This is a genomic window from Polyangiaceae bacterium (assembly GCA_015075635.1).
Lineage (GTDB): Bacteria > Myxococcota_A > Polyangia > Polyangiales > Polyangiaceae > JADJKB01.
In genome coordinates this window covers 2,483,070-2,504,493 of the sequence record JABTUA010000003.1, presented here as the reverse complement: position 1 = coordinate 2,504,493, position 21,424 = coordinate 2,483,070, and the positions used below count along the sequence as shown (strand labels likewise).

Sequence of the window (21,424 nt, the reverse complement as noted above, 5' to 3'; positions counted from 1 at the left end):
GGAGACCTCAGCTCAGCTGCTCGGCGTAGAAGCGCCGCCGCCAATCGAAGAAGCGCGCGTACTCGGGCGCGTCGGCGTAGCCGGGCACGCCCACGCCTTCCCAGTCGGGGATGGCCAGGTGACGCGTCTTGGGGAACTCCAGGTGGAACGCCAGGCCCGCCGCCGCGACGTCCGCCAGGCTCGGGCTCTGCCCACACAGGTACGGGGACTTCTCCAGCCGCTCGCACAGTTCCTTGAGCAAGGTGTGCGTGCGCTCGCTCGACTTCTTCACGATGCTCCTGGCCTTGGACAGTCGCATCAACGGGCGGATGGCCGCCGCGGCGAGGCGCCCCTGGCCCGCGCCCCAGACCTCCACCTGGAGCAGGCGTGACACCTCCTCGGGCTGCTCTCGCACGAACCAGTCGAACCAGACCACCGGCGCGTAGCTCCCCATCCAGCGATCGAGCCGCGCCTCGAGCTCCAGCACCTCTCGGCGCGCGGCTGCGTCCGCCGGCAGGAGGTGCGGCTCGGGGTAGCGCTCCTCCAGGTACAGCGCGATCTCCGTCGAGTCGGCGACGATGCGCCCGGCGTCGTCGATGACGGGCACCTTGCGCTGACCGCTCAGACGGTAGATGCCGAGCTGAGGTAGCCCGAGCTGGTGCTCTTCGATGCGGAACGGCAGCTTCTTGAAGTCGAGCAGCGCCCGCCCCTTCTCGGAGTAGTGGCTCAGCGGAAAGCGGTGGAGCACGATCGTCATGGCGCGCCCTTCGTAGCACGGCCGCGCCGGTGTAGACTCACCCTCGCATGTGGGACCAGCGCTACGCCGAGCCGGGCTACGCCTACGGCACCGAGCCCAACGATTTCTTGGTCAGCGTCGCCGAGCGCATCCCCGCCGGGCCGGTCCTGTGTCTGGCCGAGGGCGAGGGCAGGAACGCCGTCTTCCTGGCAGGGCGCGGTCACGCCGTCACGGCCGTGGACGCCTCCGACGTCGGGCTTCGAAAGGCCGCGGCGTTGGCCGCCGAGCGCGGCGTGTCGCTCACCACGCGGGTGAGCGACCTCGCGCACTTCGCCATCGAGCCCTCGGTCTGGGCTGGCATCGTCAGCATCTGGTGCCACCTGCCCGCGGCGCTGCGCGAGAGGGTGCACCGTGGGATCGTGTCTGGCCTGCGCCCGGGCGGCGTGCTGATCCTGGAAGCCTACACGCCGGCGCAGCTCGAGCTCGGCACCGGAGGCCCCAAGCTGCCGGAGATGCTCTACTCGCTCGAGCTGGCGAAGCGCGACTTCGGGGAGCTCGAGTGGCTCGTGGCGCTGGAGACCGAGCGCGAGGTCCACGAGGGCAAGTACCACTCCGGCCGGAGCGCCGTGGTGCAGCTCGTCGCGAGAAAACCCTGATCAGCCGTGGAGCTCGCGCACGCGACGCTCGAGCTCGGCGAGTCGCGCGCGTCGTTGGCGAATCCGGCGAAGCACGCTGGCGATCGCCAAGAGCGGGACCGACCACGGCAGACGCTCGCTGCTCCCCCCGACGCGACACGAGCAGGCCGCCTCGTCCGCGGGAGTCGTCGAGCCGCCGGCGTCGAGCCCGGTCTGACCGCCGCTGCCGCCGCTCCCCGCGTCACTGCCCGAGTCGGCCCCCGCGTCGGAGACGGGCTTCGCGTCGGTGTCGATGGCCAGGTGCCGCAGCGCGCCGTCGACGGGCGCGATCAGGTGCACGTGGTGTTCGGTGTACTGCGCCGCCAAGTTGTCGGTCTCCGGCCCGGTGAAGGTGACGCCGGTGGCCAGGATCTCTGCAGGCGATGACTGACCGGCCTTCGAGAAGCGGTGGCTCAGCTCGCCCGCCTTCACGAAGTAGAACAGGTGTACGCCGCCATTGGCGTCGGCGCTCACGGCGGTCTTCTCCGAGCTGACCACCGACACGTTCTCGCCCTCTTCGCCCGGTAGCCAGCCTGTGCCCGCGCTCTGCACCATCCGCACGTGGTCGATGGCCCAGTTGGTGCCGCTGCCCTTCCACTCGACCCCCGCCGCGACGGGCGAGCCGTCCGGCGTCGCCGACACCACCGGCGACCCCACGGAGTAGCCACTGCCCGCGAGGAGCTGCGTCTCTGGACCGAACGAGCTACCGTCCCAGCGCCGGTAGCTGAGCTTGGACCAGCGGTTCACCAGGTGAAAGACGTCGCTGCCCGGCTGCACGAAGACGAAGGGAGTCTTGGCCTCCGGCGCCTTGATGGGCAGGTCCACGAAAGCCCCGAAGCTCTGACCCGCCTTGCCGGTGCTGTACGCGAGGGGAAACGCTTGCGTGCAAGCGGTCGGGCACACGATGCCGGCGATCAGCATGATCTGGTTCCCGGGTAGCGGCGCCAGCGCCAGGTACTCGGTGTAGTCGGGTCGGATGGTCTGCTTCGCGCCCCAGCTCGTGCCGTCGTGGCTCTGGAGCCAGACGTCGTGCGTCACTCCCCAGCTCGACGGGGGTCCCCAGGCGACGTGGAAGCTGCCGTCCGCGAGGGCGAGGATGACTGGGTTGTTGAACTTCGAGCCGCCCTGACTCTGCGTGTCCGGAACCAGCCCGCGATCGGTCCAGCTCCCCGACTCCCAGACGTGCCAACGGAATCCCTTCTGGGTCACGTACATCAAGTGCAGCCTCTGGTCCGGCGCGCGGTACAGGCGCGGGAGCTTGCCGGGCTCGCCGAAGTCGTGGACGACCGGCGGAGCTCCGCTCACCGAGCTCGTTGCCAACGTCACCAGCGCCAGAGCGACGCCGCCAATCCACCGAGGCATCGCTCCAGGATACGCCGGTGGCACGTCGAATGCAGTCCTCCGCCCCCATGTCCCTTCGACTCAGGATTTGGGCGCTCGCGCTGGTCAAGGTGAACGAGGCCGGTACCGAGGCCGCCGCGGCCACTGCGGTCAGCACGGGCATCACCAGCGCACCGGAGCCCAAGAGCTTCGACGCCACGCGTCCGTTCCTGTTCGTGATCCGCGACCTCGGCACCGGCGCGGCGCTCTTCGTGGGCAGGGTGGTCGATCCGACGGCGAGCTGATCGGGTAGCCTCGAAGCATGGCTGCCGGGGTGAAGACGCGTCGCGCACGCTGGCTGCGACGCCTGTCGATCGCGCTCGGGGCCTCCCTGGCGAGCGTGATCGCGCTCTGGGTGGCCATCCATCGCGTGCCCGGCTTCGGACCCTGGCTCGCGGACCGAGGCCGCAGCGTGCTGGGGGTGAACGCGGTGGCCCGCATCGAGGCCTTCGCCTACGGCGTCGAGGATCGCCTGCGCCGCCTCGCGCGGAGCGGCACGGCTCCGGAGGCGGCGTGGGAGCTGCCGGCGCCTCGGGCTTCGGCCGCCCCGCCGCCCGGCGACGGCGGGAGTGACGCACCGCCACCCCCGCCGTTCTGGCGCCCCAAAGACGTCGGCGCGTTGCACCCGAAGGTCGCCACGCCGGTGGACGGAGTCTGGGTGCCTGTCGTCGATCCGCGCCACCCGGAGGCACCGCCGCTGCTCTGGAAGACCCAGCTCCACCCCGACAAGACGCGACCCTGGGCGGCGCTGTTCGTCGTGGCGCTGGAGGTCGCGAAGGTGGAGCTCCACCTGGTCACCGGGATCGTCGATCCGAAACCCACCACCAGCGCCGGGCGCGAAGCCAAGCGCCCGGGCCGGATCGACCCCGCGCATCGCGGGCGCTTGCTCGCCGCGTTCAACGGCGGTTTCAAGACCGAGCACGGCAACTACGGGCTGCGCACCGCGGGCGTGACCTTCGTGCCGGCACGCGCCATCTCCTGCACCATCGCCGCCTACGACGACGGCACGCTGCGCGTCGGAACCTGGAAGGCGCTGGCCGACGGCGAGGCGCGAATGCGCTTCTGGCGGGGCACTCCGCCCTGCCTGTTCGAGTCCGGAAAGCGTCACGCCTCGCTCTGGGACGAGGAGACCCGCGGCTGGGGCGCTGCGCTGGAGGGCGAGACGGTGATCCGGCGCTCGGCCCTCGGCCTGTCAGCGAGCGGCGACGTGCTCTACGTGGGCCTCGGGGACCACACCACGGCCCGAGCGCTGGCCGACGGCATGAGCCACGCCGGCGCGGACGCGGTCGCCCAGCTCGACGTGAACTACTCGTTCCCCAAGCTCGTGCTGTTCAGCGAGCCCACGCCCGGCAAGCTCGAGGCCGAGACGCTCTTCAAGGGCTTCGTCTTCGAGAAGGACGACTACGCCGAGCGAGCCTCACCGCGCGACTTCTTCTACCTGACCCGGCGCGAGTGAAGGACTGTCGAAAGGTCCGCGCCTACCGGAGCGGCGCCTGCAAATACGAGCGCAAGGGCCGCTGATCGCCCTCAGCCCCCGAGACCGAACACCCCGTCGATGGTCGTCTTTCGGGTCTTGTCCGGCGGACCGTCGTCCACGGCGCCGCCTTTGCCTCCGCCGGCGGAGACACAGGCGCCGTCCTTGAACGCGCAGCGCTTGGCCTGGGCGCACACGCTCGAGCGCTGGCAATCCGCGGCCGAGGCCGCCACGCACGCGCCGTCTTTCATCGAGCACGTCCCCTCGAGCTTGCAGCGCGCGCTCGCCTTGCAGTCCGCGCTGGAGGTCGCCACGCAGGCGCCGGCCTTCTCCCCGCACTTTCCGTCCCGCGCGCAGGCGTTCTGAGCTTTGCAGGACTCGGCCGTCGCCACGCAGCGCCCGTTTTTGGCAGTACACTGCCCGTCCTTCTTGCAGGCCGCCGAGTCCGCGCAGCTCTTGTCCGAGTCCGCGCTGCAGCGCCCGTCCTTCCCCGCACACTCCCCGCGCATCGCGCAGGGGCTCTCCTTTTCCGGCTTGTCCCCGCTGGTGCCCGCGCAGTGGAAGCGAGACAAGGCGACGCAGCGCCCGCCCTGCGACACGCACAGTCCTTCGCTGCCGCAGCTCTTGGCGCACTCGGGGTGGATGGAGCTCGCGATGTTCACGCAGCTGCCCTGGTGGGCGCTGCACATGCCACGGCTCTTGCAGTCTTCGCTCGCCTGGCAGTCGGAGTCGCCGGCGACCGCGCAGGCGGCGTCCTTCGCGCTGCACGCGCCGTGGAGCTTGCAGGCCTCGCTCCCCTTGCAGTCCTCGTTCGAGGCCACCACGCAGGCGCCCCGCTCGCTCACGCTGCACTTGCCCTGCTTCATACACTCCGGCGTGGTCTTGCAGCGCTCCGGGTCGTCGCACCCGGCGAGCAAGAGCGTGAAGAGACAGAGCGCGATGCCCGCGAGCCTGGCCATGCCGAGGAGCTTACCTCAGGAGGCGAGCTCTCGGGCGACGACCAGCCGCTGCACCTCGCTCGTGCCCTCGTAGATGCGGGTCACGCGGATGTCGCGGTACAGGCGCTCGACCAGGAACTCGCGCGAGTAGCCGTAGCCCCCGTGCACCTGCACCATGCGGTCGATGATGCGGCCCGCGGCCTCCGAGGCGAACAGCTTGGCCATGCTGCTCTCGGCCACGGCGCGATCGCCCAGGTCGATGAGCTTCGCGGCCCGGAGCGTCAGGAGCCACGCCGCGTCCAGCTCCGTGCGAGAGTCCGCCAAGACGAACTGGGTGTTCTGGAACTCGGTCAATCGCTTGCCGAAGGCGCGCCGCTCCTCGGCGTAGGCGCGCCCGGCAGCCAGCGCTGCCTCCGCCAGGCCGATGGACAGCGCGGCGATGCCGGCGCGGCCCGGCGCCAGCGCCGACAGCGCCACGGAGTAGCCCTGGCCCCGCTGTCCGATCAGGTTCCGAGCCGGGATGCGGCACGCCTCCAGCGTGAGCGGTGCCGTGCCCGAGGCGCGCTGCCCCATCTTGTCCTCGTCCTTGCCAACTGACAGACCCGGCGTGTCGTGCGGCACGGCGAAGCAGCTGATCCCGGCCTTGCCCGCGCCGTCGCTGCGCGCGAACACCAGGTGCAGGCCCGCGTGGGAGGCCCCGGTGGTCCACATCTTCCCGCCGTCGAGCAGCCAGGTCTCGCCCTCCAGGCGCGCCGTGGTGGCGAGGGCCGATGCGTCGGAGCCGCAGCCCGGCTCGCTCAGCGCGAAGCTCAGCGGACCGCTCTGGCCGCGCACGTAGGGCGCGAGCCACTCGGCCTTCTGCGCCGGAGTGCCGTAGTCGCTGAGGATCTTGGCGGAGAGGTTGCTCGAGGCGAGCACCACCGCGACGGAGGAGCAGGCCTCGGCGATGGCCTCCATGCATAGCGCATAGCCCACCGTGTCCAGCCCGGCCCCGCCGTCGTCCACCGGGACGCGCATCGCCAACAGGCCGAGCCCGGCGAGCTCCCGGAGCTCGTCGGAGGGGAACGCGCCGGTGCGATCGCGCTCGGCCGCCCCTGGCAGGAGCCTTCGCTCGGCGAAGTCCCTGGCCATCGCCGCGGCCAGCTTCTGCTCTTCGGTCAGCTCGAACGCCAAGCGCTCGAGACCCCTGATGGTGTCTGCCACTCGAAACCTCCCTTGCCGTCCCTCCCTTGTCACGACGCCCGGGCAGGCGCCAGAGGCAGACCCCCGCCATTCGACAGGTAGCCTGTCAAATGACAGGATCCCGGGATGAAGCCCCGCGCCCCCCGCCGACTGAAGAAGCGCCACGACAAAGGCGAGCTGCGCGCCATCGTGGACGAGAGCATCGGCCTGTTCCATCGCTTGCGCTGGGTTGCGGAGCAGATCTACGGAGAGGGCGGCCGCTCCACCGCACGCCGCGGCATCCTGCGCGGGCTCCTGCGTTACGGAGCTCAGACCGTGCCGGAGCTGGCGCGTACGCGGAACATCCGCCGGCAGAGCGTGCAGGAGGTGGTCGACTCCCTCAGGGCGGACGGGCTGGTGCGCCTGGTGGACAACCCCGAGCACGCCCGCTCGAGGCGCGTCGCGATCACTGCCCGCGGAAGCCAGATGGTGGAGCGCATGGACCGCATCGACGAGCGCGTGCTCCGCACCATCGAGCCGGGGCTCTCCCGCGCCGATCTGGCCGTGACGGCGCGCACGCTGCGGGTGATTCGCGAGCGCTTCGAGGCCAGCCCGCGCTGGCGCCCGGCGCTGGAGCGGGGCTGAGCGCGGCGCTCAGTTCGGTCCGGAGCCCTTGCAGAGCGCGAGGATCTCGATCTTGGCGGTCGAGTCGGCCTTCACCGTGGCGCAGGGGCCAGGGCAGAGCTTCAGCTGGTTGCCCTCGATGTAGAAGGCGTTGGGCGTGCACGCCGCGGCGTTCGCCACCTGCGAGAACTCGGCGGGGGAACCTCCGCCGCCCGGCGTGTAGGAGATCTTGATGGTGCTCGGATCCAGCTCTTTGCCCGCCGGCGGCTGCGGCATCGGGAAGTCGCAGGCCACCTGCGCTCCCTTGATCACACCCTCGGCGATCTTCTTGAACACCACGTCGTAGCCCAGCCCTTCGCAGACGGGGAAGCGCAGGCCACCGGTCATCTTGCTCAGGTGCTGGTAGCCCGTGCCGGGATCCACCGCCGTCGTGCACAGCGAGAGCTGGATCGGATCCGCCGGGTGATAGGCCTTGGTCGGGTCGGCGGTGTTGGCCGTGACGCCGATGATGCTGTGCCAGACGTAGTTGCGGTCCGCTGCCGAGCCGAACTGTGCCGGATCGCGCGCCATGAGGTCGGCGTCGAACTTCTGGGCCGCCGTCAGGCCGGCCGCGTCGCTGTCGGCGTCGTTGTAGCTCCAGGTACCCGCAGTGCACGACACGCCGTCGTCGGTGATCTCGACGAAGGTCTTGAATGCCTCGGGCCGGAGCCAGATGCGCCAACCACCGGGCGCCTGCGCGTAGCGGTCGGGCTTGTCGTACCAGTTGATCATCTTGCACCACGAGTCGTGGCTCTCTACGTCGTTGTTGTCGTAGTGGAAGAAGAGCGGCGGGTTCTGCACCGTGGGCTGATTGGCGGCGATGGGACAGGTCTGCGCGCCCAGCGGCGGACCGATGCACAGGGATTCGTCGCCGTTGGGCCCCTGCTCCGCGATCATGATCACGCGGTAGTCGATGCCGCTCGCGCCGATGATGCTGGAGAAGTTCGTGCTGATGTTCTGCTCGATGGCGGCGACCTCGTTGGTCATGCTGCACGAGTTGTCGACGATGAAGATGATGTCGACGGGCTTCTTGACCAGTGTGGCCTCGTACTTCTGGAGATCGCAGGCTGCGTCGGGGTTGATCGCGCTGTCGTCGAACCCGCCGTCGAAGACGATGCCGCCTCCGGCGGCCGCCGAGCCGCCGCCGTTGCCGCTGCCGCCGCCGCCGTTCGCGGCCACGCCGCCGCCGCCCCCGAAGTTCGACTCCGTTCCGCTCCCGTCGGTGCCACCGCAGCCACCGGCCAGCGAGGCTCCGAACGCCGCTCCGACGAGTACCAGTCCCAGGTGAGTGAAGCTCGGTCGCATGGGTCCTCCGGGCGCCGGACGCCGCCGGGCCCGGCCAGGATAGCACGCCCTGGATTCTGCGCAGATTCTGCGCCTCACGCCCGGCTGGCGGGGACCAGCTCGTCGGCCTCGAGCTCGGTGAGATCGAGCCGGTCGATGCTGAGGTGGAGCCGATTGCGGAGCCTCAGGTACTCGCCACTGACCGCGTATTCGAGCAAGGAATGCGCCCGCGCGGTGGCAGTGAGGCTGAGGGCCGAGTCGCCGGAGGCCCGGATCACGCCGAGGGCGGTCTCCAGGTCGTTCGAGAACAGGAGACCCGCCCGATCGGCGGTCCGATCGACCCCCGCGACCCAGCGACTCAGATCCGCCTGGCCCCCCGCGTCGAGCAGCTGCTCCAGGATCCCGTGCAGGCGTCGCTGCAGCTCCTCCGGCAGGTGCCGCCGCAGGTGCTCGCGGGTGGCCCTCACGGCGACCTCGAGCTCCTTGGAGACCGCCAGCTTCGGCGCCGCCAGGACCAGCGCGCCCAGCGTCCAGGCCTTGAGCTCCAGCGGAGCGAGCAGCACCCGTAAGAGGTAGCCCGGCCTGAGCAGCACCAGGCTCGACGCCGCCAGGAAGGCCGCCTTGCGCTCCGGCATGGCCTTGTGCACGGCGGCGCTGGACAAGACGACGTGGGCGCGCGAGCCGCGCCCCAACCTGACCGCGAGCTTCGAGTCCGTCCGCTCGAAGAGCAGCGGCAGCGGCAGGCGCAGCACGTCCGCCGCGGCCACGAAGGCGCGAACCAGCGTCCCTTCCGCGGCTGCCGGATCCAGGGCGTCCGCTTCGTCGAGCCCCAACTCGGCGAGCGACACTCCCTTGGAGGTCTTGGTGACCACGGGCTGGATCTGCAAGAGCAGGCTGCTCAAGCTCGGGGTCGCGTCGCCGTGTACGAGGTGGTCTGCCCAGTCGCGATCGCTGATGCGCAGGTTGGTCCCGATCAGCGACTTGCCGCGGCTCGCCCGGAAGAACGCCTCCTCGTCGCGGCTCGCGCCGCCGAGGGCCACCAGGGCCTGCGCGGCGCAGAAGGCCGTGTCCCGGCGCTCCGCCGCCAGCCCCAGCTGGTGCAGGCGGCGATAGGCGTCCGGCCGCTCGGGGTCTCGGGCCACCGCCGCGCGATGCAGCGCCGCCGCGCTGTGCAGGTAGCGCTTGGCGTCGGTCAGGTACAAGTCGGCGAGCACGGCCTCGCGCTCCGGGTCGCCCGCGACGAGCCTGAGCGCGGCTTCGTTCACCGCGATCGCGTCGTCGACCTGGAGATTCGACAGATCGAGATCGGCCAGCGCCGTGGCCAACCGGTACGCGCGATCGCGATCCTGACTGGCGGAGGCGCGGGCGATCTGCTGCTCCAGGATCTGGCGCAGGGAGGCCGTGTCGCCCAGCGCGCCGCGCAGGGCGATCAACCGCGAGACGACGTTCTCGTCGCTGGGGTCGAGCTTCGCGGCCACGGCATACAGCTCCGCTGCCTCGGACTTGTCGCCGAGCTCGGTCTCGGTGAAGAGCGCCGCCATCTGGACGTAGCGCGCACGTTCTCTGCGGTCGGGGGTGAGCCCGGCCAGCTTCATCAAGACCTGAATCAACGGTCGCCAGTCGTGCTCGTCGCTGTACAGCCGCACGAGCTTGAGCAGGATCTTGCGGTCGTCCGCCCGGATGCCGACCGCGCCGAGGTAGGCCCGCGCGGCCAGATCCTTGCGCGCGAGCACCGCATCCGCGATCTCGCCCGCTTCGGCGCAGGCGTCGGCGTCTTTGGCCGCGACGGCGCGGGTCAGCAGTCGCTCCAGGGTGCTCGGCAACGTCTCCCCGTGTCCGGCGTCGCGCTCCAACCGGGCCAGCGCAGCGAGCGGTGCGACCGCTTCACGGTCCGAGGTCGCCGCGCGCTCGAGCGCTTCGCGCCCGGCGTCCCAGCGCGAGAGACGCCGGCAGAGCTCGCCCTTCTGAGTCAGGACGAGGGCGAGCTCGCTCAAGGTGAGGTGCGACTCGTGGACCTCGAGCAGCCGCTCGACGGCGGCGAGCGCCCGCTCGGCTGGCTCGACCGCCAGCGCGACGCGGACGGCGGCCTCGAGCGCGTCGCGCCGGTCCCCGTATTTCTCCGAGAGCTGCTCCAGACGCCGCCGCGCGTCCGCTGGGCGCCCCAGCTCGGAGAGCACCAAAGCGTGGGCCGAGAGCAGGCGAACCTGCTCCGCCTCGGCGAAGCGCTCCAGGTGCAGGCTCGCCGCCTCGTAGTGCTGCGCCGCCTCGGCCGGGCGCGCGTGCTCTCGGTCGAGCTCGCCGGCGACGAGGTGAGCCAGGGCGTTCTGCGCGTCCTGGTTCAACGCGACTGTGACGGCGGCGCGGGCGCGGCCCGGGTCCTTCTGCACGTCGAACAGCACGCGAGCGAGCGCCGCGCTGAGCTCCGCCTTGTCGCGGCCTGGAGCCGCAGCGCCCAGCGCATGCTCGAGTGCCGTCACGGCGGCGTTCACCTCGGCGTCGGCGATCAGCACGTTCGCCATGCAGAGCGCCGCGGCGGGGTATCCGGGCCGGTCCTCCAGCGCACGCCGGCAGCGCTCGACCGCCGCCGCGGAGTCGCCCTGGCGCAGCCAGAGCTCGGCGGCTTCGAGCCAGTGCTCTGCCCGCCGCTCGCGCTCCGTGTCCGCCTCGGCCAGGGCGTCGAGCGTGAGCGCGGCGCTCTCCGCGTCCCCGCGCAGAGCGCTCAGCCGGGCCCGGGCGTCCAGCACCTCGCGGTTCGTGGGGTCGAGAGCCAGCGCCGACTCGAACGCAGCGAGCGCCCGCGCCGGATCGTCGAGCTCGGTCCAGGCCACGTGCCCCAGCGCCGCGAGCGCCGCGAAGCGCGACGCTTGATCGTCCAGGCGTTCGCTCTGGCGTTCCAGCGTGAACGCCAGGTCGCTCCAGCGCCTGAGCTTCTTGTAGAGCCTCGCCAGCGCTGCGAGCGCGGTCGCGTCATCGGCGTCCACGTCGAGCACGCGCTCCCAGGCGTCGGCGGCCCGCGGCTCGTCGAGCAGCTCGGTCTCCTCGATCTTGGCGATCTCGACCAAGAGCGCGATGCGCTGGCGGGGCGTGAGCGCGATCTGGAGCTCCGCTTCCAGCGCCTCGACGGCCTTCGCGGGCTTACCTGCCGCCCGGTACAGATCGGTCAAGGCGCGAAGCGCCTCGATGTCGGCGGGGTTCTCCGCGAGCAAGTGCTCCCAGGCCGCAATGGCAGCGGAAGCGTCCGCCATGCGATCGGAGAGCCCGTGGGCCAGCTCGGCCAAGATGCGCCGGCGTTCGTCGCCGTGGGCTCCCTCGGCTCGTTGCTCCATCACCCGCGCCCAGTCCGCCATGCGACCGGCACCCAGGTGCAGGCGCGCGAGCAGACGCCCCGCCTCGGCGTGACTCGGATCTTCGGTCAGCACTTGCTCGAGGAGCTCCCGCGCGGCGCTCTCGTTCTTGCCGTGCTCCAGCAAGACCTTGGCGGCTTCGGTCGACAGATCCCGGGCCTCCGCCGGGGCGAGCGTGATGCGAGCCCGGTCGAGCAGGGCCTGGCCGAGCTCCGCCCATTGCTGCGCCCGCCGGTAGATGTCCGCGATGCGGCTCAAGGCGCGCTCGTGGGTCGGCTCCAGCGCGATCACGGCTCGGTAACACTCGAGGGCGAGGTCGGCCCGCCCCATGCCGCCCTCGTACCAACGCCCCAGGCGGAACGAGAGCGCGACCTTTCGCGCAGGCTCGCTCTCGTGATTCGCGCTCTCGCTCAGGCGCTCGAGGACGGCGCGCCACGCGGAGCGCTCGCTGGCGGCGAGCTGCTCCAAGTAGCTCGCGTGCTCGTCGTTGAACGGGTCCTCGGCCACCGCCTCGGTCAGCGCGACCAACGCCTCCGCGTCGTCTTCGATGTCGTGGGAGAGTACGCGCGCCAGGCGCGCGAGCACGCGTGCGCGCTCGGCACGATCGCTCAGCACCTCGCGGCGCTCGACCAAGAGCTCGACGAGCTTCTCGTGGTCACCGATGCGCTTGGTCACGCGCTCGAGGGCGGTCCACGCGCCGTCGGCCTTCGGGTCGTCGGCCACGACCCGGCGGTAGGCGCGCGCAGCGGCGCGCGGGTCGGCGCCGAGGTTCTCGTAGATGGCACCGGCTCGGATGAACAGGCGGCGCCTCGCGCTCTTGCCGGCGTCTCCGTCGGTCGCGTTCTCGGCTGCCAGCACGAAGGCATCGGCGATGCGGTGGGGGTTGGCGCCGCGCTCGATGGAAGCCTCCAGCACCCCGGCCAGACCCTCGTTCTCCGGCTCGCTCAAGAGCCGCTCGAGCTCGCTGTCGATGTCGAGATCCGGCACCGTGCTCGGTGTCATGGGCGAGGAGCTGATCACCGCCGTCATCAGCTCCAGCACCTCCCCGGCATCGGCGGGGCGGCCGAGCGGGCTCGAGTCCACGAGGCGCAGCACCATCTCCTCGAGCTCGTCGGGGATGTGCGCGTGCGGCGCGTAGAAGCCGAGCGGGTCGGGCTCGGACACGACCTTCTTCTTGGCGAAGTCGGGCGCGTCGGGGCTCAGCGGCAGTCGGCCGGTGAGCAGGTAGTGGCACAAGAGCCCGAACGAGTAGACGTCGCTCCTCGGGGTCGTGGCCTCGCCGAACAGCTGCTCCGGTGCGGCCCAGGCCGCCAGGTGGGCGCCGCCTGCCGCGTGGCGCAGGAGGAGCGGCGAGGTGGCCGAGCGCAGGTAGTACGCGCCGGGGTCGAGCAGGCGCACCGGAGGGGTGTCTTCGTCCGCACCCACGGCGATGTTGCGGGCGTGGAGCGCGCCGTGGGCGAGCCCCCGGGAGTGCAGCGCCGCGAGCCCTTGCAGGACGCGTCGCAAGATCGGCCATGCGCGGCGCAGCGAGAGCGGCTCGAGGTCGCGCTCCGAGAGCAGCTCCCCCTCGAAGGCATCGTGGGTCACCACCCGCCGGTCTCCGATGAGCTCCACCTGAACGTCGGCGGGCAGCCAGCGGTCCGAGACGTCCCCCGCCAGGCGCGTATGGGCCAGATAGCGATTCAAGGCGACCCGCGACGAGCCAGCGCCTTCCCGGATCAAGCGCAACCGCACCATGCGGCTCCCGTTCCGGGCGCGGTAGACGCTGGCCCAAGGGCCCGCTCCGAGCGCCGCCTCGATCGTGTAGGGCCCGAGCGTGGTGCCGGGCGCGAGCGCTTCGCCCGGCGGACGCGTGCGCCGCGACGACTCGCTCAGTCGTCGTGCGAGCGCCGGGCGCTCCGCGGCCATCACGTCGGCGAGGGCGTCCAGCGAGTCCAGAAGGTGACACTGCTCCACGACGGAGGCCGCCAGCTCCGCCGCGGTCGTCGCTCGAAGACCGTCCGGATCGAGCGCCAGATACCGCGTCGCCAAGCGGCGAATCCCCTCGACGTCGAACTCGCGCTCGAGCTCCCCACGCAATACGTCCAACATGACGGGCGCGGACTACCACGGGCCTCCGGCCGCGACGACGGTTGGCGCGCTGAGCGCCTACCGAGCCCGAAACCAGCGTCATCGACCCGTGCAGGTGCCTGCTTCCGCCTCCTCTGATAGACTGATGCCGCGCGGCGGGAGGCAGCCATGTCTCGGGTTCGTTCCTCGGCAATCGTTCTGAGTCTGTGGGCCCTTGGGCTCGCGAGTTGCTCCGCCGACGATGGCGGGGAGAAGACCGCTGGACCGAACCTGGGCGGCGGCGGCGGCATCGTGGGCACTGGCTCCACCGGCGCCGGCGGCGGCAGCGCCGCGAGCAGCGGCAGCGGCGGCGGCATCAACGTGGGCGGCGGCGGCGCCGGCGGCGGCGGTGGCACGGCGGGGGCGGGCTGCGACAAGCTCGACTTCTTGTTCATCGTCGACAACTCCGTGTCGATGCAGGATCAGCAAGCGCAGCTGGTCGCCGCGTTCCCGGGCTTCATGACCGCCATCCAGAGCACGGTGCAGGCGGGCAGCAACATCCACGTGATGGTCACGGACACCGACGAGTGGGGTCGCTGCAACACCGCCAACCCGTGGACGGGGATCGACCCGAGCAGCACCACCTGCAACTCGTACATCAAGAACACCAAGTTCGAAGAGTGCGACCGCACGATGGGCGCCGGCGTCATCCACCCGGCGGGCCAACACGCCAGCAACCAGAAGTGCGGGTTCCCGGCCGGCCGGCGCTACCTGCAGCAGGGCGATACGGACATCCCGGGCGCGTTCGCCTGCGCGGCCAAGGTCGGCGTGGCGGGGCACTCCTCCGAACGGCCGATGGACTCGCTCTTGGCAGCGCTCACGCCACAGATCAACGCGGCTGGCGGCTGCAACGAAGGCTTCTTGCGCGACGACGCGGTGCTGGTGATCACCTTCATCAGCGACGACCCGAACTTCGAGGACAAGGGCACGCCGCAGAGCTGGTACGACGCGGTCGTGGCCGCCAAGAAGGGCGATCCGAAGGCGGCGGTCGTGGTCGGCTTCACCCCGGCGTTCGCCGACTGCCCGGGCAACGGCAACCCGAAGGGTGCGCACTGGGCGGAGTTCGTCGCCAAGTTCCCCTTCAACCTCCACGCCTCGGTCTGCGCCGGCGACTACGCCACGACCTTCGCGCAGGCGGTCAAGATCATCGACGACAGCTGCGACCAGTACGTGCCACCAGTCAAGTGACCCTCAGCGCTTGGCTGGCGCGGCGCCCGGGAGCGGCGTGGGCGGGCCGCTGCGGTCCATGGCCGGGGTCCCCCAGGCCGGCTCGATCAACTCGCTCACGATGCTGCCGAGCTGCATCAGCTGGTTGCAGTGGGCCTTCACGTCGTTGCCCGCGAAGGCCCAGACGTGCAGGCCGTGGTCGTCCAGCGCCGAGGTCTTGCCATACGGGTCCGCGCCGGGCTCTTGCACCGTCGGCCGCAGGCCGAGCTCCTCGAGCATGTTGGCCGCCGTGGCGAAGGTCGAGGGGAACACGCCCGGATTGACCCGGCTGTGGGTGAGCACGAAGATGAGCTCACCCTTCTGGGCGCGGCGCATCGCTTCGATCTCGTGTTTGACGAAGCGCGCGTCCAGGGACGAGCTCTTCTGCTCCCGCGGTGCCCCGAGCTTCCAGGCGCCGTGGAGGCCGTCCAGGATGACGACGGCGTCGAGCCCATCCACCCCGTGTGAGAGCTGCTTCGCCACCGCCTGCGTGCCGGCGCTCCAGGCGGAGATGCCGAGGTGACGAACGTGCGCCTGCTCGCTCCCACTGTGACGGCGGAGCGCGCTCTCGATGGACCGCCTGAGCGCCGGCAGCGCCTCCTTCGTCGCGACTGCGTTCGTATAGGCTCCGCCGTTCGCCCGATCCACGGTCACGAGCGCGACTCCCTTGGCGACCTGTGTGAGCACCTTTCTCGCGGCGTCGCCGCCGTTGAAATGCACGATCACGTCGTAGCCCATGTCGGGCGTGTGCCCGCCGCGCTGGGGGATCATCATCTTGCCGAGGGAGACCGGCACGAAGGGTGCGTACGGTCCGAGGCCGAGCGGATCGAACGGGTTGCACTCGTCGAAGCCCTTGACGCGCTGCTCGGCGGTCAGCGCTGGGATGGTCAGGCGCGACTCCGCCGGCGGCGGCGCGGCCTCGGGCAGCGGCGCGGGCTCGGCGGACGGCGCCGGCTCGGGCGTGGTCTCCCGCTCCTTCGCCCCTTTGCACGCCAGGAGGGCGCTGAGCAGCACGACCAGAGCGAGGCGAGACATCGGACCCGAACGACAGGCCCGGCAGCATGCCACTCTTCACCAGTTCTCGCGAGCATCCGCCGGCAACCAGCGGCGATCCGCGGGTGAGTAGCGCGCGGTCCCGACCGGGAAGCGGAAGCGCTCCGCGGAAGTCTCGAGCACCGAGAGCGGCCGCTGCGGCCTGCCGACGATGATCACGTCGTCGATCACCTGAACTCGTCCTCGGCGCACCTCCGCCGAGCGAGCCTGGTCGTGTTTGGCGGCGCGCCGGCGAGGCGCCTTGGGCGATTCGGCGAGAGCGGCCGTGGCGGTGAGCAAGGTCAGCGCGAAACAGGCGATGCGAAGCGTGTGTGTCATGCGGTGATGATGCACGGGGCGCGCAGTTCGGATCTCACCGAGTGCGGTCGCCGAGCTCGGCGCGCAGGCGACGGGCTTCGGCGGCGCTCTCCCCGTTCGGGAAGCGCATCAGGTGCTCGTCGAGCAGGCGCAGCGCGCGCGCGCGATCGTTTCGCGCCTCGGCACGAATTCGCCGCATCGACTCGGCCTCCAGCAGCGTGGCCGGAGAGCCGATCCGCACGTCCCCCTGTGTCGGGCTCGCTGCGGGCGGCGGCACGCGCCCCTCGACGGTGATCTCCGGCGCGCGCACCGGAGCGGGCGCCCCGCCAGACTGCGCCGGCAGCGAGGCGGGCGCGAGCGGCGCCCGCGCGCTGATGCTGGGGGCCGGCGCCGCGGTGCGCTCCGGGGCGATCAACTCGGAGCCCACGTACGCCGACGCCGTGCCGAGGATCACGCCTGCGCCAAGCCACTTGGCCAAGAGCAGCCCGAGCCCGGACGAGAGCTTTCCGCTCGCACCGCCCGCACCTGCTGCCGAGGCGCCGAGCGTGCCTGCCGAAGCCAAGGCGGCGACCTCGAGCACGCGGCTCTCGACGCGCTCGCGCGCACCCGCTTCCGGCGCCTCGCGCGCGCCGAGCGCCAGGAGCTCCCGCTCGAAGCCGGGGCCCAAGCACTCGACGAGTCGTTTCGGATCAGCCATGGTGACCTCGCTTGCGCGCCGCGAGCGCGCGCACGAACCGACTCCGCGCGCGGCGCAGCCGAGAAGCAGCCGTGCCGCGAGGGATGGCCAGGAGCTGGGCAATCTCGCTGAGCGTGAGCCCCTCGAGCTCGAACAGCACGAACACGCTGCGCTCGTCGTCGTCGAGGGAGCCGAGCGCCTGGTCGAGCACCTCGAGCCGCTGCCGCGTGCTGAGGAGCTCCTCCGGGGTCCTGCCTCCGGACGAGCGCTCATCGTCGAAGGGCGTCTGGCGCAGCGCCGCGCGCGCGTCGCGGCGCCGGTAGCTCTGGGCGACGCGCAGCGCCGTGCCGTAGAGGTAGCTCTGCTCGGAGCCCACGGCGATCTGCTCGATGCGCAGCGCCGCGACCAGGAACACCTCCTGCGCCGCGTCGTCCGCCGCGCTCGCCGGCACCCCCAGGCGCCGCAGCAGTCGCCAGATCGCGTCGAACCCCTCGCGCATCATGCGCCTCAGCCGCTCGTGCGGCCCGGCGGGAGCAGATTCGTCTCGGGACAGCGGCGCCTCGATCGGCAGCGTGCCCGAAATACTCGCGTTCGGGGCGGGCGGCGGGTCGTGGGGCGCTGGGGTCACCGAGGTTTGATGTCCGGGGCCTCGGGTTCGGATCGCGAAATCCGCCTCAGTCGTCGGCCTCTGCCTCGGCCTCGGCCTTGCCGGCGAGGTAGGCGTCTTCCAGGGACTTGCCGCGGCGGATCTCCAGGAGGCCCGCGCCGGCGTGGAGCAGGAAGGGCACCACGGTGGCGTTGAGGTTCGCCGGCGTCCAGCCGCCCGAGCCGCGCACGATCAGGCTCTGCCCCTCCCAGGTCATCTCCAGCTCGGGGTGCGCCTGCTCGAGCGCGCCGAGGCTCACGCTGGCCTCGACGCCATAGCGCATCACCAAGCCCTGCTCGGTGACCTCGGCCATCGAGCCGCTCTTGGTGCAGCGCCCGCGCTCGATGAACACCACGTGATCGCACAGCGCCTCCAGCTCCAGCAGGTTGTGCGAGCTGACCACGAGCGTGCGCTTCTTGCGGTGCGAGGCGAAGACGTCGCGCATCCGCACCACCAGCTCGGGGTCGAGACCGCTGGTCGGCTCGTCGAGCAAAACCAGATCCGGTTTGCCGAGCAGCGCCTGCGCGATGCTCACCCGCCGCCGCATGCCATGGGAGAGCGTCTTGATGCGAGCCCCGGCTCGGTCCACCAGCGCCACCTCCTCGAGCCGAGCGTCCACGTCGCGCGCGGCCTCGGCCGCAGTCATGCCTTGGAGCCGCGCGTAGTGCGTCAGGAGCTGGCGCAGCGTGACGTGCGGGCTGAGCTCGCAGTCCTGCGGCAAGAGCGTGAGCGAGCCGGCGTGCAAGCGGGGGTCGAGGGGCCCGCGCCCCAGGATGTCCACCTCGCCCGCGTCGGGGCGGATCATGCCGCCGACGATGCCGAACGTGGTGGTCTTGCCGGCACCGTTCGGGCCGATGAACCCCGAGATGACACCTTTGGGGATCTTCAGGTCGAGCCCATCGAGGGCGACGGTGCGACCGTAGCTCTTGCGCAGGCCGCGGATGGCGAGCGCGGCGGTCATGCGTCCCTCCTCGCGAAGCGCCAGTGCCCCAGCGCGAAGAAGCAAAGACCGATGGCGACCAGCGACACCATGGCGGTGCCGCTCTCCACCGCGCCCGGGTGCCAGAGCGCCAGGTGGTGACCGTTGGGGAAGAGCTTGGAGAGCGCGCGGAACAGCTCCGGCGCCTGCTCCTCGATGGGGCGGGCCTGCACCAAGCTGCCGCCGAGCGAGCACGCGAACATGATCAAGAGCGCCAGGCCACCTGCCCGTACCGTCGTCTTGGCGAGCTGCGACGCGCACATCACCATGCCGAGGTAGGCGAAGCTGTAAACGATGGTTCGCCCGGAGATGCGCAACAGCCAATACGCGGTGTTGCCGAGGGGCATGCCTTCGAGCCAGAGCAGGCCCGTCGCCCAGCACGCCGCCGCTCCCACCACCACGCCCACCGCCATCAGGCAGGTTTGCCCGAGCAGCTTGCCCACGGCCCAGCTCAGCCGGTCGGTCCGGAACAGCGAGAAGCGGACCGCGCCGCTGGAGAGATCGCCGGCGACGGCGTCGGCGGAGGTGAAGAGCACCAGGAGCGGCACGAAGTTCATGGCGAGCCAGCCGTAGAACAGCGCCATGGGCGGGATGGAGACGATGGCGCTGGCCACGTCGGGGTCGCCCGTCAGCGCCCCGGCCACTCGCTCCATGCCGGGGCTCTCCATCAGCTCCTTCATGCCGACGGGCTGGCGGAGCTGCTCCTCCAGGCGCTCCTGGATGGCGATCAGCACGCGGATGAAGATGGCGGAGCCTCCGAAGGCTCCCATTGCGTAGAGCGAGATCAGGACCAGCGCCTTGCGCGAGCGCAGCGACTCGAGCAGGTCGAAACCGGCCACCAGGCGGATGCTCTGCGCGCGGGCCACCGGGCTGGATTGTGAAGAAGTGTGGCGGGGCCCATTCATTCCGTGCACCGAGACCGTGGCGGTTTAAGCTAAACGGCATGAAGAGCCAAGTACGCCGCGCCCCGCTCATGCTTTTGGTGGGATCGGTCGCCCTGATGGGGGCCGTCGCCTGCGCCGCCAAGGTGGACGAGAGCCCCCGCGAGAGCGAGCCCAAGGCGCAAGAGCTCCGCCAGAAGCACGACCGTCACTTCCGCGGCCCGGTGGCAGTGGTGATCGATGCGGCCAGGACTCACGGCAACCTGAAGGCGGACCAGGCCGCGACGCTGGACGCCATCTCGAGCGAGCTCGCGGACGACTGCGGCTCCCATCGCGCCCTGCACGACCGGCTGAAGAGCTCCGCGGTCGCGGTGGTGCGCTCCGGCAGCGCCCGCTCGGCGGAGTTCGATCGGTCGGTGGACGAGGCCGTCGGCGCCATCGAGGCGCGAGTGCAGCGGAGCACGGACGCGCTCGAGGAGATCCACGCGATCCTGGACGTCGATCAGCGCAAGGCGGTGGCGGTCGCGCTCAGAGCGCGCATCGCCGACAAGTTCGGCCGCGGCCCCCGCGACGAGAAGCGCCAGCGCGAAGGCTTCCGGCGCTTCGCCTCTCACCTGATGCTCTCCAGCCTGCAAATAGACAAGCTCGAGGCGGCGAAGCAGGAGCTGTTCGGGGAGCGCGAGAAGCTGCGCCCCAGCCGCGAGGAGCTGCTCGAACTGGTGGAGGCATTCGAAGGCGAAGACTTCCCCGCGGCCCTGCTCGCCTTCCGCCAGAAGAAGAGCAAGGTGCTCCGCGAGCGCGTCGCCCGCGCAGGCGAGCGCACCGACTCCGTGCTGACGATCTTCACGCCCGAGCAACGCGAGCTGCTCGCGGATCTGATCGTGGACGGACCGCGCAAGGTGCTGTTCGGTGAGGAAATCGCGCCCGAGGAGCGCTGAGCCCTAGGGAGCAGCCATGATGCCGTCGAGCACGCCCCAGAGCGGCTCGCTATGCGGCACCATGTCCTGGCGGTAGTACCACCAGAAGCTACCACCCACGAAGCGCGGCTCGGGCAGCTTCAGCGTGTAGTAGCGCTCGACCCACTCGGCCTTCTTGGCGACCTGCGCCGTTCCGCACTCGCCGATGCCCAGCTTGGAATTTGGGAACAGCGCCGCGAGCTGCGCGAACACGGCCGGCCAGTCCGGCTGAAGATCGTTGCAGTCGTCCTCGTAGTAGCTGACGAAGACGTAGTCGAGCTCTTGCCGGAGCTGGTTCGGCACGTTCTTCGAAGCCCAGGTGAACATCTCGTTGTCCGGCGACGACCAGCAGTCCTGGTTCAGGTAGAGCGTGAGCGCGGTCTTGCCGCCGGCCTTCTGCACGACGTCGAACGCGCCTTCGATCTTCGCGACGACCTCCGCCGTCTGGGCAGGGGAGCAGCTCGACGCCTGTTGGCCGCACAGCCACTCACCGTTGATCTCGTTGCCAATCTCCCAGATGTCGACGACCGGCCCGAGCAGCGACACGTACTCCTCGGCGCGCTTCACGTAGTCTGCCGGCGCGTACTGGCTCACGTAGAACGAATCGAGGAGCTCGCCCATCACGAAGCTCACGCCGTGGATCGCCGTGGCGGAAGCTTGATAGTCGCTCGCGGGCACGAGCTCGTCGAACACGATGCGGGTCGTCGGCTTCTTTGCGTGTTTGCCGAGCGCGGCGGTGATGTCCGGAAGTGGCTCCGTGGCGTCGATCGTCACCCCCCAAATCCACTCGGGCGCGCCGGCGCCCCCCGTCGCCCCGCTGCCGCCGCTGCCGCCGCCGCCGCCGCTGCCGCCGCTGCCGCTGCCGCCGCTACTCTGCCCGCCGGTCGTCACGCTGCTGGTCGTCGCTGCGTCTTCTGCGCAACCCATCGAGAGCAGCGCGACGGCAACGCTGATGCTCATTTTCATCGCTCCCTGGGGACAGGATAGC

Annotated in this window: 19 protein-coding genes; 6 read left to right on the top strand and 13 right to left on the bottom strand. The window is 70.8% G+C overall.

Annotated elements, in window-relative coordinates:
- Nucleotides 1–7: 7 nt before the first annotated feature.
- A complete protein-coding gene (locus HS104_41890) occupies nucleotides 8–736 on the bottom strand; it encodes a glutathione S-transferase family protein (GenBank protein MBE7486512.1) in 729 nt (242 codons plus the stop codon).
- A gap of 47 nt (nucleotides 737–783) precedes the next feature.
- Between HS104_41890 and HS104_41885 the strand changes: the two genes are divergently transcribed.
- Nucleotides 784–1,371 (top strand): class I SAM-dependent methyltransferase, encoded by a 588-nt coding sequence (locus tag HS104_41885; protein MBE7486511.1) that lies wholly within the window; start codon nucleotides 784–786, stop codon nucleotides 1,369–1,371.
- Here the strand turns inward: HS104_41885 and HS104_41880 are convergent, their stop codons facing one another.
- A complete protein-coding gene (locus HS104_41880; protein MBE7486510.1) occupies nucleotides 1,372–2,751 on the bottom strand; it encodes a hypothetical protein in 1,380 nt (459 codons plus the stop codon).
- A gap of 29 nt (nucleotides 2,752–2,780) precedes the next feature.
- Here HS104_41880 and HS104_41875 point away from each other — a divergent pair, with 29 nt between their 5' ends.
- Together HS104_41875 and HS104_41870 are read left to right on the top strand one after the other, a co-directional pair.
- Complete coding sequence (locus HS104_41875; protein ID MBE7486509.1) at nucleotides 2,781–3,014, top strand: hypothetical protein; 234 nt, start codon at nucleotides 2,781–2,783, stop codon at nucleotides 3,012–3,014.
- Nucleotides 3,015–3,031: 17 nt separating this feature from the next.
- Nucleotides 3,032–4,225 (top strand): hypothetical protein, encoded by a 1,194-nt coding sequence (locus HS104_41870; GenBank protein ID MBE7486508.1) that lies wholly within the window; start codon nucleotides 3,032–3,034, stop codon nucleotides 4,223–4,225.
- Nucleotides 4,226–4,296: 71 nt separating this feature from the next.
- Here the strand turns inward: HS104_41870 and HS104_41865 are convergent, their stop codons facing one another.
- Both HS104_41865 and HS104_41860 read right to left on the bottom strand, forming a co-directional pair.
- Nucleotides 4,297–5,202 carry a hypothetical protein gene (locus tag HS104_41865; GenBank protein ID MBE7486507.1) on the bottom strand — a complete coding sequence of 302 codons (906 nt, stop codon included), beginning with the start codon at nucleotides 5,200–5,202 and terminating at the stop codon, nucleotides 4,297–4,299.
- Between the two features lie 15 nt (nucleotides 5,203–5,217).
- Nucleotides 5,218–6,579: an acyl-CoA dehydrogenase family protein gene (locus HS104_41860; protein ID MBE7486506.1), complete on the bottom strand. Its 1,362-nt coding sequence runs from the start codon at nucleotides 6,577–6,579 to the stop codon at nucleotides 5,218–5,220.
- On the opposite strand from HS104_41860, the gene HS104_41855 reads away from it, so the two are divergent.
- Entirely contained in the window at nucleotides 6,553–6,987 is a 435-nt protein-coding gene (locus tag HS104_41855) for a MarR family transcriptional regulator (GenBank protein MBE7486505.1), read from the top strand. The two genes, HS104_41860 and HS104_41855, sit on opposite strands and share 27 nt — an antisense overlap.
- A 9-nt stretch (nucleotides 6,988–6,996) precedes the next feature.
- On the opposite strand, the gene HS104_41850 is transcribed toward HS104_41855, so the two are convergent.
- On the bottom strand, nucleotides 6,997–8,310 hold the full coding sequence (locus HS104_41850; protein MBE7486504.1) for a hypothetical protein: 1,314 nt from the start codon (nucleotides 8,308–8,310) through the stop codon (nucleotides 6,997–6,999).
- 74 nt (nucleotides 8,311–8,384) lie between these two features.
- Entirely contained in the window at nucleotides 8,385–13,724 is a 5,340-nt protein-coding gene (locus HS104_41845) for a tetratricopeptide repeat protein (protein ID MBE7486503.1), read from the bottom strand.
- Nucleotides 13,725–13,871: 147 nt separating this feature from the next.
- On the opposite strand from HS104_41845, the gene HS104_41840 reads away from it, so the two are divergent.
- The gene (locus tag HS104_41840) at nucleotides 13,872–14,930 is read left to right on the top strand and encodes a hypothetical protein (GenBank protein MBE7486502.1); all 1,059 of its coding nucleotides are present in this window, start codon (nucleotides 13,872–13,874) and stop codon (nucleotides 14,928–14,930) included.
- Nucleotides 14,931–14,933: 3 nt separating this feature from the next.
- Here the strand turns inward: HS104_41840 and HS104_41835 are convergent, their stop codons facing one another.
- From HS104_41835 to HS104_41810, 6 genes are all read right to left on the bottom strand, one after another.
- On the bottom strand, nucleotides 14,934–15,983 hold the full coding sequence (locus HS104_41835; GenBank protein ID MBE7486501.1) for a hypothetical protein: 1,050 nt from the start codon (nucleotides 15,981–15,983) through the stop codon (nucleotides 14,934–14,936).
- A gap of 36 nt (nucleotides 15,984–16,019) precedes the next feature.
- Nucleotides 16,020–16,319 carry a hypothetical protein gene (locus HS104_41830; GenBank protein MBE7486500.1) on the bottom strand — a complete coding sequence of 100 codons (300 nt, stop codon included), beginning with the start codon at nucleotides 16,317–16,319 and terminating at the stop codon, nucleotides 16,020–16,022.
- A 34-nt stretch (nucleotides 16,320–16,353) separates the two neighbouring features.
- Nucleotides 16,354–16,995, bottom strand: coding sequence for a hypothetical protein (locus HS104_41825; protein ID MBE7486499.1), 642 nt, complete (start codon nucleotides 16,993–16,995; stop codon nucleotides 16,354–16,356).
- Complete coding sequence (locus HS104_41820; protein MBE7486498.1) at nucleotides 16,988–17,476, bottom strand: sigma-70 family RNA polymerase sigma factor; 489 nt, start codon at nucleotides 17,474–17,476, stop codon at nucleotides 16,988–16,990. The genes HS104_41825 and HS104_41820 overlap by 8 nt, the downstream gene beginning before the upstream one ends.
- Nucleotides 17,477–17,648: 172 nt before the next feature.
- A complete protein-coding gene (locus HS104_41815) occupies nucleotides 17,649–18,581 on the bottom strand; it encodes an ABC transporter ATP-binding protein (GenBank protein MBE7486497.1) in 933 nt (310 codons plus the stop codon).
- The gene (locus HS104_41810; protein ID MBE7486496.1) at nucleotides 18,578–19,465 is read right to left on the bottom strand and encodes an ABC transporter permease subunit; all 888 of its coding nucleotides are present in this window, start codon (nucleotides 19,463–19,465) and stop codon (nucleotides 18,578–18,580) included. Before HS104_41810 ends, HS104_41815 begins: the two co-directional genes overlap by 4 nt.
- A gap of 77 nt (nucleotides 19,466–19,542) precedes the next feature.
- Between HS104_41810 and HS104_41805 the strand changes: the two genes are divergently transcribed.
- Nucleotides 19,543–20,418 (top strand): hypothetical protein, encoded by an 876-nt coding sequence (locus tag HS104_41805; protein ID MBE7486495.1) that lies wholly within the window; start codon nucleotides 19,543–19,545, stop codon nucleotides 20,416–20,418.
- Between the two features lie 3 nt (nucleotides 20,419–20,421).
- Here the strand turns inward: HS104_41805 and HS104_41800 are convergent, their stop codons facing one another.
- Complete coding sequence (locus tag HS104_41800) at nucleotides 20,422–21,396, bottom strand: hypothetical protein (GenBank protein MBE7486494.1); 975 nt, start codon at nucleotides 21,394–21,396, stop codon at nucleotides 20,422–20,424.
- Nucleotides 21,397–21,424 lie beyond the last annotated feature (28 nt).